Here is a 14683-nt window from a genome sequence, read left to right on the forward strand (position 1 = left end):
TAACAAAGGAGAACCTATATGTCTAAAAACACAAAAGTCTGGCTGGTCACAGGAAGTTCACGAGGACTCGGACGTAAGGTAGTGGAAACTGCGCTCAAAGCCGGTTACACCGTCGTGGCGACAGCACGGAAGCCGGAGCAACTCAATGACTTGGCAGCCGAATATGGAGAGCGCCTACTTCCGTTAGCACTTGATGTTACTGACGCTGAAGCAGTACAGGCAACAGTAACTCAAGCTCACAAAACTTTCGGTCGAATCGACGTTGTTGTGAATAATGCGGGCTACGCAAATACAGCGTCTGTCGAAGACATCACTCTCGACGATTTCACACAGCAGGTTCAAACCAATTTCTTCGGTGTTGTGTACGTCAGCAAGGCTGTTATCCCCATTATGCGCGAGCAGGGGCATGGCAATATCTTCCAGATTGCGTCTATTGGTGCACGGCTCTCAGGTCCAGGATTGACAGCTTATCAGAGTGCAAAATTCGCTGTTCGAGGGTTTTCCCTGGGGTTAGCACAGGAAGTAGCGCCGTTAGGTATCAAGGTTACCACCATTGAGCCAGGTGGAATCCGGACTGATTGGGCGGGAGCCTCAATGAACATTCCCCCTGTTAGTCCACCTTACGAACAGACAGTAGGCGCATTTGCAAAAATGCTCCGGTCAATGGCGGGCAACGAATCGTCAGATCCGGCTAAAATTGCCAACGCGATCATCGAACTCGCAAACCGTGAAGACACACCATTCGAGATCTTAATGGGAGCGGATGCAGTCGAATATGTTGCCAACTCGGATAGCGCGGTTTCTGAAAATGATCGTAAATGGCACGACTTCTCCGTTTCCGTTAAAGCCGACTGAAAGGGGTTATTTCATGATATGGCCGTGACCCCTGTTTTTATCGGTTGGAAAACAAGAAAAGTCGGTCAAGATGTCAGTGACTCCGCTTCCTTGCCAGAAGCGGAGTGCTACACAAGATAACTTGTTGAACCCGTATTCACATTGAAGGGGCTCAATACAATGAAAGTGATAATATTTGGCGCCACTGGTATGGTTGGGCAGGGAGTATTGCGTGAATGTCTTCTTGCGGATGACATCGAGTGCATCCTGACTCTTGGACGCTCGCCTTCTGGTCAACGCCACCCGAAGTTGCGGGAACTGTTGCATACAGACCTATTTGACTACAGGGCAATCGAATCAGACCTGCACGGCTTTGACGCGTGCTTCTTCTGCCTTGGGGTGTCAGCAGCAGGGTTATCAGAAGCTGAATATACCCGATTAAACCATGATCTGACTCTTGCGGCAGCTCAGACGTTGGCTCGCCTAAATCCAAAAATGACGTTCACTTATGTGTCGGGTGCAGGTACTGACAGTACCGAGCAAGGACGTAGCATGTGGGCAAGAGTTAAAGGCAAGACAGAGAATGACTTGTTACGATTGCCATTCAAAGCTGTATATTTATTCCGTCCAGGTATTATTCAACCGTTACATGGCGCACGATCCAAAACGACCGCGTATCGGATCGTGTACACAATACTCAAGCCGCTGCTGCCTATACTCCGCGCATTGCTGCCTAATATGATATTAACAACTGAAATTATTGGAAAAGCAATGCTTGCAGTAGCCCGTCGCGGTGCAGCCAAGGCAATTTTAGAAGCTCGTGATATTAATACTGTTGCACAGGAAACTGCTGTGGAAGATGATTGACCCAATTGACTAGAGAAGAGTGCGACCGCAGTTCAAAACGAAAGAGCGCCAACTTCGGGTGCCAGAACGAGGGAGGGGCGGGGGGCGGTCCTTGTGAGGGAGCCGCCCCTTTATGTTAGGTACCCATAGGGAAGAGGTCGGGGAATAGGCGTCCTGCGGCGTGCGCCGGGAACCCCATTCTGACGGGGCCTTTTGCCGAAGAAGATACGAGGAGGCCTTCAGCCAGAAGCTGAGCGAGGATGTCTCTACCCATGCGAGGGGACGGGCAGGCTGCGGCAGCTTGGCCTCGGGTCATCTCCCCACGAAGCAGCACTTCCTGGAGGATATGTGCGGCCTCCACCCTCAAGGTGGGATACTGATCGGGTAGTGGCGCCGGAGCCATCTTCAACTCGCGGAGCTTCACGTAGCCAAGGATTCTTCCCAAGAGGCCATCAAGGGAAAGCATGGACGTCATGTACTCCACCTGGTCAAGACAGGTCAGCAGGAAAAACTTGCAGAAAAAGATGAGCCCTTCGTTGGACAGGTTCCCTCTTCCGTCCAGGTCATTTCTCCTGCCGGCATCTGCAACCGCCAAGGCCTCCATGTATTTGTCCTTGCCGCGGGCCAAGCCTCGACTGACATTCCATAAGCCATATCCAGGCAGAGGAATTGATCTCAGATAGGCGTCGGAGAAAAGCCGCGCGACCCTCCCGTTTCCGTCCAGAAACGGGTGAATCCAGACGAGCCTGTGATGAGAGGCGGCAGCGGCAATAATGGGTTCCAAGCCATGGAGCGTTTCGGCCTGGTACGCGTCGTGGAATCGAGCCAGAAACATCGGTAGCGAGGCGTATTCCGGAGGGAGGTGTCTTCCTACCTCTACGTCACGTTCCCGGAATTGCCCGCCGATGACCTCCACCTTTTCCCCGGTCTTTTCGTTGGTCACCCAGCGCATCTCATCCGGAATCAGCTTGTAGAACTCGTCATGGACCCACGAGAGGAAGTGAGCTGTCGTAGGATCGAAAGCCTCGAGAGTTTCTGCCGCCAACCCCTCTACGGCTCGCTGGCAACTGATGTGCGCCAAGCTCTCCAATTGGAGATTGCGCCTCGCGGGGTCCTGTGAGTAGTCGGCGCGCATGGCGCGCTCGATCTCCACGGGGTGGGTGCTATTGCCTTCGATGAGGTTGGAATAGTAGCTGTTGATGATCCGCACCAACTCGACAACCCCCTCTTGCGTTTTGGGGTGCAAGATGCCGCTAAGGACGGAGGAGCGGGAGAGGAGATCTCGCGCCAAGTCCGCGAGCTCACCCGAAGGATCGGTAGGGAGCATAGGAAACATTTTGGATGGCAAGTCAGGCATGGCGTCAATCTTATCGGCGATTATCGGCTTAGTCAAACACTTTATTTCCTGTAGTAATTTGCAATGTATGCCGGTGGATAAGCTCTGTTTTCCGTCAATCCTTCCGTCAATCCTTCTCTGGGGTGGAGGGGTGATCAAACGCTGATGTCCGCTGATCAAATCTCGCGCCGTAAAAGGGATTGGTATAATAACTAAAATATGGTAATCAATTACTACATTTTAGTAACTTCGCAGGGCGTCAAGCCGAGGAGAGCAACACTATGGTGTACTATCTAAGCGGACTGCTGGGCTCGAAGGCGAAGGAGTGCGTCCTCATGTTCGTCTTCGCCAGGGGCAAAGCTTACGTTTCGGAGATGGCGGCATTCTTCCCCGAACTGAGCCGTAGCGCGCTGCAAAACGCGGCTGAAGTGCTGGAGAAGGACGGTATCCTGGCAGAGGGACAGCAGGGAAACCTGCGCGTTTACGAGTTCAGCCCGCGTTGTCCATATTCAGGTTCCCTGCAACTCCTTTTGCAGGACGTGGCCAAGTGCTATGCCCCCGAGGAGCGCGAGCGCCTGTTCATTTACCGGGGCGCTCCGCGCAGGAAAGGAAAGGCGGTATGACACATCGCACCGACTTCAGTGAGGCCACTCCCGAGGAGATCGCGGCGGAGGTTTCCGAGGCCCTGCGCCGGCACGGCATCACCGCTGTCATGTCCGGGGGCGGCTGCGTATCCGTCTATTCCGAGAACAGATAACACTCGGACGACCTCGACTTTATAGACAGCTACCGGGACCGGTCCGGCATCCAGCGCGCCCTGGCAGAGATCGGCTTCTACAGCGAAAAAGACCGCTATTTCAAGAACGACAGCACCACGGTCTACCTCGAGTTCCCGCCAGGGCCGGTGATGATCGGCAACGAGCTGGCGAAGGCTCCCGTCGGGTGGGAGACCCCATCCGGGAGAATCAGGATGCTGAGCCCGACCGACTGCGTGAAGGACCGCTTGGCGAAATTCTACGCTTGGGATGACGCCCAGGCCCTCTATCAAGCGCTCCTGGTGGTGGCCTCACAGCCGGTGAACTTCAGGGAAGTGGAGCGCTGGTCCGTCAAAAGCGAAGGGCAAAAGGAGCGCTACCGGCTCTTCCACAACCTGGCGAAAAAGGTCCAAAGCCGCTGGGACTTCGATGAAAGCGCCATAGTCGATCTTGCCACGGACCAGATAATTAAGGAGCGGGTCAGAAGACTCGGGCGCTAGCACTAGCGAATGAACAAAGAAAAGGGTGCGGGACTCTCCGGCTTAAACGATAGCCGGTGCGAAGGGGGGCGCTGCAGCGCAAGCGGAAGCGCCACCCGCAGCACGGGCGGGACCGGTTAAAGCTGCCGCCACAGGCGGCTGCTTTGGTCCAAGAATTTTTCCTGCTAACGGCTCCGGGACAGGAAGGAGGTCCACCCGGTAGGGTGCGCTTTTTGCTCCGAGACCGTCTCCCGCAGTGCTCCGATCTGCTGCGAAAGATCCCACAGGAAACGCTCGATTCTCTCCAGTGCCGCGCCCAAAGCGGGGGGCATTTCGGGCGCGGGTGAGGGGGCGTTTTCCCCTCGCTCCGCGAGCCGCAAAACCCCCTCCGAAAGCGTACCGACCTGCCGCGTCAACTCCTCCACCCGCAGGCTCACCGTGAGCCCCTGGGGGGCGAAAAGGCGCTCCCTGATCAGCTCGGAAAGGGAGATGCCGAGCGCCTCGGCCTGCCCGTGCAGCATCCCCCGTTCCTCCTCGGAAAGTCGCAGCGAAATCTTGTCCATGGACACTTAGGCACCCCCTTTTACCGTCGGACGCAGCGCGATTTTTCCGGTACCGCTGGCGCCAGCTCTCATTTCGCGAGCTTAACTGCACTTTGTGGCCACCGTGGTACCACGCGGTGCCACGCAACCAGCTCAAATGACGACGGTTCTTTCGTCGGACATTTTAACTCGGGTAGCTTCAGCTGCGTGAGGTGTGAGAGAAAAAAGCAGCCGCGCGAAGCGAGGCCCGCAGTAAGCTTGTGCCGCCAAGAAAACCCTGTGCCGATGCCACCAAGAGGGAGCTGAATCACCTCTCCAGCTTCGAGCCGAACCCTCTCGGCAGGGTAAGCTCGAGCTCCCTTCCCGCCACCTTCTGGACCGCTGCGATTTCCTTCGCCGGAGACGGCACCGGAAGCGGAGTTCCTGGCCTCGCAGCGGGAACCTGCACGGTAGGCTCCTGCTTGCCGATCTTCTCCCCGAGCCGCCGCTCGTTCCCGGCAAATCTCCCCTGCAGCGTCGTGCTCTTTTCCTCCACCGTTTCCACCGAACGCGCGAGGCCCTCCATCGAGTTGGTGAAGATGCGGGTGCCATACTGCGCCCGCGTCACGGCGACGTTCAGGGCGTTGTAGGTCGTTCTCCCGTACTGCTCTTCCGGTGCCGCCTGCAGCTCCTCCGCCGGCCGCGTTTTCGCCTCCTCGCTGCGGCACGGTGCGTACAGGATGGAGTGCTCCACCGTGGCGCCCTGGCTCTTGTAGATGGTGAGCGCGTAGGCATGGTCCAGGTGCCGGTAGCGCTTGAGGTCGATGCGCACCTCCCGCCCTTCAAGATCGAGCAGCGCGCCCCCTGCAAGGTCGATCTCGCGGATGGTGCCCAGGGTGCCGTTTTGCACGTCGAGCCTGGAGTCGTTCTTCAAGAGCACGATCCTGTCCCCGGCTGAGAGGTGCCGCTCCTCTTCGCGATAGAGGGCCGTCTTCCCCGCCATGTCGGCGGCGGAGAATTCCCTGGTCACGGTGCGGGAGAGCTCGCGTCCGTCGTGCTTCTTGGTATCGAAGGAGTACGTCACCTGCACGAGGTTCCGTTCCCGGTTTATCCCCGTGACCTTCGCCTCCGTGTTGAGGCGCGTCCCCCAGCGCTCCACGTGTCCGTTCGGTCGCGTCTCCCCGCAGAAGAGGACCGTATCCCCGACCCGGTAACCTTCCACCGTGACCCCCTGGCGCACCGGAACCAGCACGGCATAGGGGTTCCCCTCGGCGATCTCGCCGGTGCTGATCCGCTCCCTCCTGATCTCGCTGTTCAGCTCCCTGCGCGCCGTGTTGGTGCTGGTCAAAAGGAGCACCCGCTGCGGTTCACCCGACTCCACCCGCCGGGGGTGCCTGGAAGGCTTTTTACTCTCCTCCAGGTAGTGCCTGACCACCGCGTTCCTGAGCTGGGCCTGGTCGGCGATCTCCACCACCTCCCGGCGCCCTTGAAGGGTGCGCAGTGCCCTCTGTGCGTTCTCGGCCAGCGGCCGGTCCATCCGGTTCAACCCGCGCGCGATCTCGAGGAGCCCCGGGTCCCTCTGCCGCAGGATGTCGGTCAGGCGCGCGCAGTCGATCTCCCCCCTGGCGCCGAGCCTCTGCAGGGGGCCAAGCAGGTTCCCCGCCTGGATCCCCGGCATCTGCTTCGCGTCGCCCAGGAGGTGCAGTTTTACCTGTACACCGCTCTTCCCCAACTCCCGGACCACGTCGAGCAGGCGCTCGGTCTGCCTCGCCCCGAGAAACCCCGCCTCGTCCACCCGGATCACCACCTGCTGCTGTGGCCCCACGGGCATGAGAATTTTTTCACCCCTTACCACTACCATGGGCGGCTCCCCGTTTTGCCTCTGTAGGGCAAATTTGGAAGCCGGATTCTCCTTTTCGAAGCTGTGGATGGTGCAGGCGGGTCTGCCGGTGGCGAGTGAAAGCTCCCGCGCCGCCTTCCCGGTATAGGAGAGGTTGATGGAGAGGTGCGTGCGCCCCTCGGGGCGCAGCTTCTCCTCGTTGAAGCGCTCGATCAGCCCGAGCGTCGAGGTCTTCCCGGTCCCCGGATCCCCCATGGTGAGAGCGACGCCACGGCTCCCGGTCAGCTCGTTCACGATCTCCCTTTTCTGGCCGCGCGTGGGCTCTACCCCCTCTGCCGCGAGCCGGCCGAGGAAGCGCTCTACCTCCGGCGCGGCAACGAAGGCCGCACGCGGCTCAAGCTCGGAGATCCGCTCCAGGTTGCGTCGCTCCAGGTCGCGCATCTCCATCGTCGTGTAGTACTCGCGCCCCCTGGCATCCCGCCCGAGGCAAAGCACTTCGGGCGTCCCCCCGTCCAGGGCCTGGTTCAGCTCCGGAATAGTGTGGGCTCCCCCGGAGATCCGCACCGCCTCGTCCAGCACCCTGGCCCGGTCCAAGACAGCCTCGCGCTCGGTGAGTTCCCGGACCGCCCGCTCGATCACCCGCGAGGGTGCCTCGGCCTCAAAAGCCGGCTTGAGGCTTCGCCCCTTCTCCAGTTCCAGGCGCACCCGCTCCGGCGACGTGCCGCAGGCCTCGAAACCCCGGGCGAAGATCCGGGTCACTTCCTCCTTGGTTATGCTGCGCTTGGGGTCCCGGCTTTCCATCGCCGCCATCTCGTAGAGCCGGGCGTGGGGCACCTCGGTGAATCTCCCCTCGGCCCTCCAGATCTCCACCTGTTCCTCTATCGCTTGCCGGCGGGAGGAAAAGTGCTCGGCGAGGTCTGGGGCGATACCCTTCAACTCGATGAACATCTGCGCGCGGTCCCGCACCTCCACATCGAAACCGCGCTCGGAAAGTTCGCGGGCGAGCGCCTGCCGGTACAAGAGCCCCAAGGACTTCTGATCCTGGAAGATGGCCCTCGGTTCGTTCGCCATCCATCTCCCGTCCCCGGTGTGCACCGCGTTCACCACGAAGACGTGGGAGTGCAGCTGCGGGTCCACGTTTCGAGAGGTGGCGTGGTCGAACTTGGCCGCCACCATGCCGCCGCTCCTGATACCCTCGGGGCTCCGGTAATGTGAGTAATGCTCCTCCATGTGCGAGAGGACCGAGAATACCGCCGCGTCGTGCGCATCCCTGACCAGGTCAACACCTGCCGCAAACGCGATCGAGACCGACTTGGGGGCGGAGAAGGTGCAGTCGTTCCCGGCCCGGTGTATCTCGATGGGTAAACAACTCTCCGGGTCCCGCGTCAGCTTCGGAGCGACGATCCGGTTTCCCTTGGGGGCCTCCCCCCGGCACAGCGCGCGGAAATCCTCCTCGGTGACCGGGCCGTGGAGCCCCAGCGCCCTTGCACCACGGCCGTACCAGTGGCTGCTCCCCTCTTCGATGCCGCGCAGGTAATAATCCTCCTTGGAGAAGTACCCGGCAGCTTGCCCTGCGGCCATCCCTGGTGAAACAGACATCATCGCCATCTCTCCGGCCAGCGAAAGGTTATGGTGTTCACTCCAAAGCGCTATAATCCATTGGCGTACTTTAACAAAAAATAAGAGTATTCCAATGCCGGTCGCAGGAGTAATTTCTTATTGTTATCGATTAACCTTGCGTGATATGCTGCGCCTGTTTTGGAAGAAGGAATTAAATCTTTCTACTACACTTAGGAGATCCTATGGCAATCACAGTATTAGGTCTGGCACTGGAAGAGTGGGCCCACATTGCAACCTCAGGTGGTGTGGTGATTGCTGTCATTACATACGTGACCTCTACGCTTGCGAACAAAAGACAACGTTCCATTGATAACGCGATTCGCTACTGGGACTGTCATGGAAAACTGTTCGCTCCAAACGGATATATACGATCCAATGTTAAAGCGATGGAAGCAGGAACCTATAACAGAGATTTAAGTGACATAGAGATGGAGGTGAAGTTCAACGAGTTCCTTTCAAACTGCGAACATGTGGCACTTTTGCAAAAAGCGGGTGGGGTTCCTAAAACAATCAATGCGTATATGATGGGATGGTTCGCAAAAAAAATATTTCCTGAGTTGACAGACCGCGAAAAGGCAGAACCTTATTGGGAAATAGCAGTGGATTTCCTCAGGGAAACCAAACTCGAAGCCGAACGCCTAGACACTTTTCCAAAAGAAAAAAGAATTGCTTATCTCAAGAAGAACCATTTTAGGTAGGCGCTACGCTTCCACCGCGGTCGCATGATGTGGTGAATCCGACAATGAAAATCATGGAGTTGTTTTAAATGGGAGAGGCGAAACGGAGAGGCACCTTTGAAGAGCGGAAAGCGGCTGCGATTGCTAGGAATAAAATGAAGCTGGTAGAGATGATTGGGGGCAGGGACGAACGCCTTAACGCTCTATTAAAGGGAGCGATCAACCTGTTCCTAGCACATCTTACGAAAGAAGAATGGAATAAACGGCGCAATGAGATAGTCGAATCACTCAAGCAATTCCCAGCAGAGAAGGGCCTTGAGAAGGCTAAGCCAATCAGAGTTAAAAAAGACGAAATAGGCTGGTACCTGTTCCTTTGCGAGCAGACAGTCGAGGACCCGTTATGCGTAGAAAGCTCACAACAGCAACGTATTCTGCCCTTTTTTGCAGGAATCGGGGAACGAAGTGCTTACGCAAAAAGAGTAAAGGGGTTTGGCCGAAAAATAAAAGAAGTCCTTACAAAGTATAAAACAGAACCCGATGGAGCCATCTTTGAAATACTTGTTGCCTTGTCATATGCTTCAAAAGGCTGGGATGTAGAGTTTATTGAAGAAGCGCCACCGTCAAAAACTCCAGATATAGTTGTTAGAAAAGATGGAAAGGAACTTTTTGTTGAGTGCAAGCGTCTTGACCGGAGAACTGCCTATGCAGAGAGGGAAAGGAATGAGGCCCTGCGTATTTGGGATGCTGCGGTGCCTGTATTGGTTAAAAACCAACAATGGATATGGCTTAAAACAACTTTTCATGTAAATATTTCTACTGTTGAGAGTGGGTTTTTAGCCGATATTCTAAAAACTAACTTGCCTATAAAAAATGAAGAGAGGATTATTCACGATAGTTCAATTGCTACTATTCATGCCCGTATTATCGATAAACACGCAGTAAATCTTCACCTCGATAAATATATGGTCAAAGAGCCATCTCCTATGCTGAACAACCTTTTGGGAGGGGATTGGGCACCAGAAAACTCAGAAGTCAGCGTTGTTTATTACGCAAAACGTGGCGAAATGAAAGGTTGTGAGGCTTCTATTCTGAGCACATACGTTGAAGAAATTGCTTGGGCGAGTGGAATGACTCGTAAATTCGATGCAGAGGAGTCTATCGAAAAGAAAGCCCGTGACATAACCAAGCTCCTCTCGGAGGCGGTAAAGCAGGTTCCCAACGATAAACCATCAGTGATTCATGTGGCCGCCGAAACACTTGAAGGCCGAGATGTAGAGTTAAGGCGAACTCAAAAGGTCATGTCCAAAATCCAGAAATTTGTAACAGATAAGCCTGTCTTGGGAGTCAGGTTTCACCGATTCCAGTCAAACTCTAGGACAAACATGCTTTACGAGTTCGATGAAACTATTGAAAGATTTGAAATTAATGGCAACATGCTTAGAGATATCCCAATGCAGGTGGTTGTCCCTGAAAGTACTCCTATGGTTAATGGGTCCCACTGGGAAATTTATGATTAGGTAGTACGGTGAACAATACACACAAGTGCCAAAGAAGTCTGGCTATAGTGACATCCCGAAATCGTGTTATCCACTGTAGTTGGTGAACAGATCTGCTCCTCGAAGGCCTTCAGCCAGCACGCTGTGGTTATGAATTATTGGTGCCGAGATGCTGGCATTCTAAATGAGGTACATCGTTTAACCGTTCAACTACAAAGTTGGCAAAAACTGGAAGACTAGGAGGAGGTAAACCCCAATGTACACAAAAAATGGACGGCCTCTACAAGTTCATGGGAACTATGTGTTCAGCCGCTCAGGTAGACCCGTCGGCCAAATTCGCGGGAATAAAGTCTTTGGTCCAGATGGTCGGTATGTTGGCAGTATTGATGGTGGTCGCTTGGTGTATCGATCGACAGAGAGCGCAGAAATCTCCTCATCATTTTCTGTTGCGCCCATAGCAGGCAGCGCATCTGCTAACATGGCAGGATCTGCTATCTGGGGCGATGAGCCAAATATTCTAGATTAAGTCCCCAGGATCAAAGCTTTTGCCAGAACCACAGCACCCAAACACACCGGGGGATCCTAATCCGAACAAGTGAGGGGGGTAAACATGGACAAGCAAAAAGGACAGTGGCAGTGCAGCAAATGCCACACCAAATTTGAAGGAACCGAGAAGCAGGCAGTAAAAAAATGGGATGAACACATATCGCAATGTCCCGCACTTCTGGCAAGGAGCTGGGAAGGAGGACGATTCTCTTTTAATGCTACCCTGCAACCGGTGGCTAGCCCCCCCATCCAGGGACAGGAGCTAAAAGCAAGGATGAGACAAACAGGCGTCATCGAAATTTGGGAAGGAGAACCAGGTGGAAAGAACTCCGAATTCGTCTGGTGCATTCCTGTGGCCATGGTTCCACCCGTGCTTGATATGTTACGTGAAGAGCAGGAAAAGTAGCTCAAAGGACGGGAGAGGGGGACGCTCTTGCGATTATGCGTTTCCCTTGTCCCGATCGGTAGAAACGCATAATCGCAAGGCATCACCATGTGGTGCATATGTACGCTGGTGCGAGGCCGAGATAAGCCAATGGAGCTGAGCAGAGGCGATACCAACAAGCGCAAGGACCGGACTACGCGGCCGATGAGAGCTGGAAAAGCTAGTAAGAGTTAGCGCTTCTGCCGGTCACGCTGGCGTTAGTGCAATTTTAGCACCTTTGCTTTCCCTTGTCAGCGATGATGTAAAAATACCCCCCTGTGGTAATTGAAAAGTACCCCCCTCACATCACAGGGAGGGGAAAATGATTCACCCAGGAGAGCTTCAGGTGCAAGATGCCCTTCAGCAGACTGTCATGCTGGAGGGGACCATGGTCGACAGAAACAAGTACGGAGCGATCCGAGAGCTTGCCCGGCTTGGAACCGCTAAGAAGGAGATCGCCAGGCAGTTGGAGGTGACCGTCAAAACGGTACGTCGTGCCCTCAAGAAGCCGCAGTGGGAGCCGTACCAGCGACCGAAGCCAACAGACACTGTGCTTTCGCAATTCGATGAATGGGCCACCTCCCGTGCTGAGGAGGTTAATTTCAACGCTGCCATCTTGTTCCGCGAACTCAAGGAGAAGGGCTACACCGGCGGATACGAGATGGTAAAGCTGTTGGTGCGCCCCCTGCGCGAGGAGTTCCAGCAGCGAGTGGATGCCGTAATGCGGTTTGAGACCGGTCCCGGAAAGCAGGGGCAGGTGGATTGGGGCAGCGCCCAAGTCTGGCTCGGCGACCAAAGAGTCCGCATCCACTTCTTTGCCATGGTCCTCGGCTACTCTCGCAGGCTCTTCGCTCGCGCATACCTTGATGAGCGCCTGCCGACTCTTCTGGCAGCCCACCAGGAGGCTTTCGCATGGTTTGGTGGCCGCCCTTCAGAACTGCTCTATGACAATCCAAAGACCATCGTTACCGACCATACGGCCAGCGTACTCACCCTCAACACAAAGTTCGCCGACTTTGCCGGCCACTTCGGTTTCGATCCACGGCTTTGTCGGCCTCACCGCCCCCAGACCAAGGGGAAAATCGAGTCGGGCGTGAAGTACATCAAGGGAAACTTCCTGCCCGGGCGCCGTTTCATCGACCTCGACCACCTGAACCGGGAACTGGAAAAGTGGATTGTCGAAGTCGCCGATGTCCGCATCCATGGGACCACCGGATGCCGTCCCGCCGAGAGATTCTCGGAGGAGAAGCTCATCGACGTCAATTCTGTGCCGCCTTACCGACTGGAGACGGCCCTCACGCGCAAGGTGGCCAGAGACTGCATGATAACCTTCGGCGCCAACCGTTATTCAGTGCCGTGGCGGTTCGCTGGGCAAACGGTTCAGATTGAGCTGTGGGGTGACGAGATCCGAATCCTGCAGGGCGAGGAGGTCATCGCCACGCATCAAAAGCTCGTCGGGACCGGCAAACAGCGCATCAATCCGGCTCACTTCCAGGGACTCTTCACCGACCGGCTGGAAAAGAAAAAAGAAGAGCCGCCGCGCTTCGATCCGTGGTGGAAGGATGAGGAGGTCATGATCCGCGACCTCGACATCTACGACCACGTAGCGAACATGTGAGGGGGTGACCAATGGAACAGATCACCGACCTCGCTGCATCGCTTCGCCACTTGAAACTCTCCCGCCTCGCCGACCACCTGGATAGCTGGCTCCAGGATGCCGCCAAGGGCGAGTGGGGCTATCACGAATTTCTCCAGCGCCTGGTCGAAGAAGAGGTGGCCGCGAAGAAGGACAAGCGCACCGAGATGGGGACCCGCATGGCACGGCTCCCCTTCATCAAGACGCTCGACTCATTCGACTACACTTATCAGCCGTCGCTCGATCCTAAGCGGATCAAGGAGCTCTCAGCCTGCCGCTGGGTCGAAAACGGCGAAAATGTAATCTTCCTTGGCCCTCCTGGCGTCGGCAAGACCCACCTCTCGGTCGGCCTTGGAGTCGAGGCGATCCGCCGTGGCTACCGGACCCTCTTCATCACCGCCCAGGGGCTGATTACCGCACTTGCACGGGCGCACGCGGAGAACCGGCTGGATGACAAGCTCAAGTTTTACTGCCAGCCTAAACTTTTGATCGTCGACGAGATAGGCTACATCCCCATTGACCGGTTGGGCGCAAATCTTTTCTTCCAGCTCATCTCGCGCCGGTACGAGAAAGGGGCGATGATCATGACCTCTAACCAGCCCTTTTCAAACTGGGGCGAGGTCTTCGGCGACCAGGTCATCGCCAGCGCCATTCTGGACCGGGTGCTGCACCACGCGATCTCTGTCAGCATCAAGGGCGAAAGCTACCGCCTCAAGGAGAAGCTCAAGGCCGGACTGCTGGCTAAACACATCGAGCAGTCATAACCACGGGGGGGTACTTTTCGATTACCGAAAAGGGGTACTTTTCAATTACCGTTGACACCCTCCCTCAAACATCTGCCGTTCCAGTTCGTTGGCAATGGTTTGCAAGGGCCTGCGCAGATCCTCAACGTCCGTTGCATCGTAGCGCCGCCCGGCAATCGTGCTGTCCACATGGTTGGTGAGCCGGTCAGCATCCTCGAAGATCTTCAGTCTGCGCGCCATCGTTATAAACGCCCTGCGCAGTCCGTGCACGGTGATGTCCAGCCCGGTGTAGAGCCTGAGCGCCGCAGCCATCAGCCTAACATGCCCAGTCTTGTTGGTGCTGTAGCGGACGGTCTTTACCGCCGGGAACGCCCAGGGGCACCCCTCCTCCCTTTGAGCCAGCCTTCTTTCCAAAATCTCGAGCGATTGACGGCAGAGCGGGGTATAGAGCGGCCTGCGGTTCTTGGTGCCGGGGATGGTCAGGGTCAGCCGGTCCAGGTTGACGTACTCCCAACGCAGGGTAGCCGCCTCCTGGCTCCTCAGGCCGTGGTAAAGGTAGGACAGGAAGCAGTCCCGGATGTTCTTGTTGAACTTCTGGATCCCCTGGTAGAAAATGACGAACTCCGACCAGCTGCGGATCAACCCCGTTAAGCTCGAAGTAGATCTCGGGCCGGTTCTGGACCTCGAGCCTGAATCCTTCGGCTCGTTGGCCTTCCAGCTTCCATCCTGGGCATGGACCACGTTCAGCGCGAAAACGTGGGAGTGCAGCTGCGGGTCGACGTTAAGCATCTGCCAAGAGGGCGCACAGCAGTAAAATCATCGAACCCCGCTGCGTCATGCGCATCCCTTCCCTGGTCAACACCTGCGGCATAGGCCGTGGAGACCGACTTGGGGGCAGTGAAGGTGCGCTGATACATTCCAATATTGGCA

The 14683-nt window shown here is 56.2% G+C and carries 15 protein-coding genes; 11 read left to right on the forward strand and 4 right to left on the reverse strand.

All coding sequences use genetic code 11. The features are described 5' to 3' along the window. Positions 1-18: 18 nt before the first annotated feature. Positions 19-855, forward strand: coding sequence for an SDR family NAD(P)-dependent oxidoreductase (locus tag KP004_RS00620; protein WP_216800472.1), 837 nt, complete (start codon positions 19-21; stop codon positions 853-855). 159 nt (positions 856-1014) lie between these two features. Continuing rightward, positions 1015-1701, forward strand: a complete 687-nt coding sequence (locus KP004_RS00625) for an NAD-dependent epimerase/dehydratase family protein (RefSeq protein ID WP_216800473.1) — start codon at positions 1015-1017, stop codon at positions 1699-1701. Positions 1702-1816: 115 nt separating this feature from the next. Here KP004_RS00625 and KP004_RS00630 read toward each other — a convergent pair whose 3' ends face one another. After that, complete coding sequence (locus tag KP004_RS00630) at positions 1817-2890, reverse strand: Fic family protein (RefSeq protein ID WP_239027062.1); 1074 nt, start codon at positions 2888-2890, stop codon at positions 1817-1819. Between the two features lie 407 nt (positions 2891-3297). On the opposite strand from KP004_RS00630, the gene KP004_RS00635 reads away from it, so the two are divergent. From KP004_RS00635 to KP004_RS00645, 3 genes are all read left to right on the forward strand, one after another. After that, positions 3298-3639: a helix-turn-helix domain-containing protein gene (locus KP004_RS00635; protein WP_216800474.1), complete on the forward strand. Its 342-nt coding sequence runs from the start codon at positions 3298-3300 to the stop codon at positions 3637-3639. After that, positions 3636-3773, forward strand: coding sequence for a hypothetical protein (locus KP004_RS00640; protein WP_216800475.1), 138 nt, complete (start codon positions 3636-3638; stop codon positions 3771-3773). The genes KP004_RS00635 and KP004_RS00640 overlap by 4 nt, the downstream gene beginning before the upstream one ends. Before the next feature lie 150 nt (positions 3774-3923). Next, a complete protein-coding gene (locus tag KP004_RS00645) occupies positions 3924-4271 on the forward strand; it encodes a hypothetical protein (protein ID WP_216800476.1) in 348 nt (115 codons plus the stop codon). 164 nt (positions 4272-4435) lie between these two features. Here the strand turns inward: KP004_RS00645 and KP004_RS00650 are convergent, their stop codons facing one another. Together KP004_RS00650 and mobF are read right to left on the reverse strand one after the other, a co-directional pair. Continuing rightward, positions 4436-4813: a hypothetical protein gene (locus KP004_RS00650; protein ID WP_216800477.1), complete on the reverse strand. Its 378-nt coding sequence runs from the start codon at positions 4811-4813 to the stop codon at positions 4436-4438. 286 nt (positions 4814-5099) lie between these two features. Beyond that, the gene (gene mobF, locus KP004_RS00655; RefSeq protein WP_216800478.1) at positions 5100-8192 is read right to left on the reverse strand and encodes a MobF family relaxase; all 3093 of its coding nucleotides are present in this window, start codon (positions 8190-8192) and stop codon (positions 5100-5102) included. A gap of 221 nt (positions 8193-8413) precedes the next feature. Here mobF and KP004_RS00660 point away from each other — a divergent pair, with 221 nt between their 5' ends. From KP004_RS00660 to istB, 6 genes are all read left to right on the forward strand, one after another. Next, on the forward strand, positions 8414-8929 hold the full coding sequence (locus KP004_RS00660) for a hypothetical protein (RefSeq protein ID WP_216800479.1): 516 nt from the start codon (positions 8414-8416) through the stop codon (positions 8927-8929). Positions 8930-8997: 68 nt separating this feature from the next. Continuing rightward, positions 8998-10425: a hypothetical protein gene (locus tag KP004_RS00665; protein ID WP_216800480.1), complete on the forward strand. Its 1428-nt coding sequence runs from the start codon at positions 8998-9000 to the stop codon at positions 10423-10425. 235 nt (positions 10426-10660) lie between these two features. Further along, complete coding sequence (locus tag KP004_RS21545) at positions 10661-10930, forward strand: 4-fold beta flower protein (RefSeq protein ID WP_437178139.1); 270 nt, start codon at positions 10661-10663, stop codon at positions 10928-10930. Between the two features lie 84 nt (positions 10931-11014). Then, complete coding sequence (locus KP004_RS00670; protein ID WP_216800481.1) at positions 11015-11356, forward strand: hypothetical protein; 342 nt, start codon at positions 11015-11017, stop codon at positions 11354-11356. Positions 11357-11720: 364 nt separating this feature from the next. Further along, positions 11721-12992, forward strand: a complete 1272-nt coding sequence (istA, locus tag KP004_RS00675) for an IS21 family transposase (RefSeq protein WP_216800482.1) — start codon at positions 11721-11723, stop codon at positions 12990-12992. 11 nt (positions 12993-13003) lie between these two features. Next, positions 13004-13774 carry an IS21-like element helper ATPase IstB gene (gene istB, locus KP004_RS00680; protein WP_216800483.1) on the forward strand — a complete coding sequence of 257 codons (771 nt, stop codon included), beginning with the start codon at positions 13004-13006 and terminating at the stop codon, positions 13772-13774. 45 nt (positions 13775-13819) lie between these two features. Here istB and KP004_RS00685 read toward each other — a convergent pair whose 3' ends face one another. After that, positions 13820-14542, reverse strand: a complete 723-nt coding sequence (locus KP004_RS00685; RefSeq protein ID WP_216800484.1) for a tyrosine-type recombinase/integrase — start codon at positions 14540-14542, stop codon at positions 13820-13822. Positions 14543-14683: the final 141 nt, after the last annotated feature.

Origin of the sequence: Geomonas oryzisoli (genome assembly GCF_018986915.1) — a bacterium.
Classification (GTDB): Bacteria; Desulfobacterota; Desulfuromonadia; order Geobacterales; family Geobacteraceae; genus Geomonas; species Geomonas oryzisoli.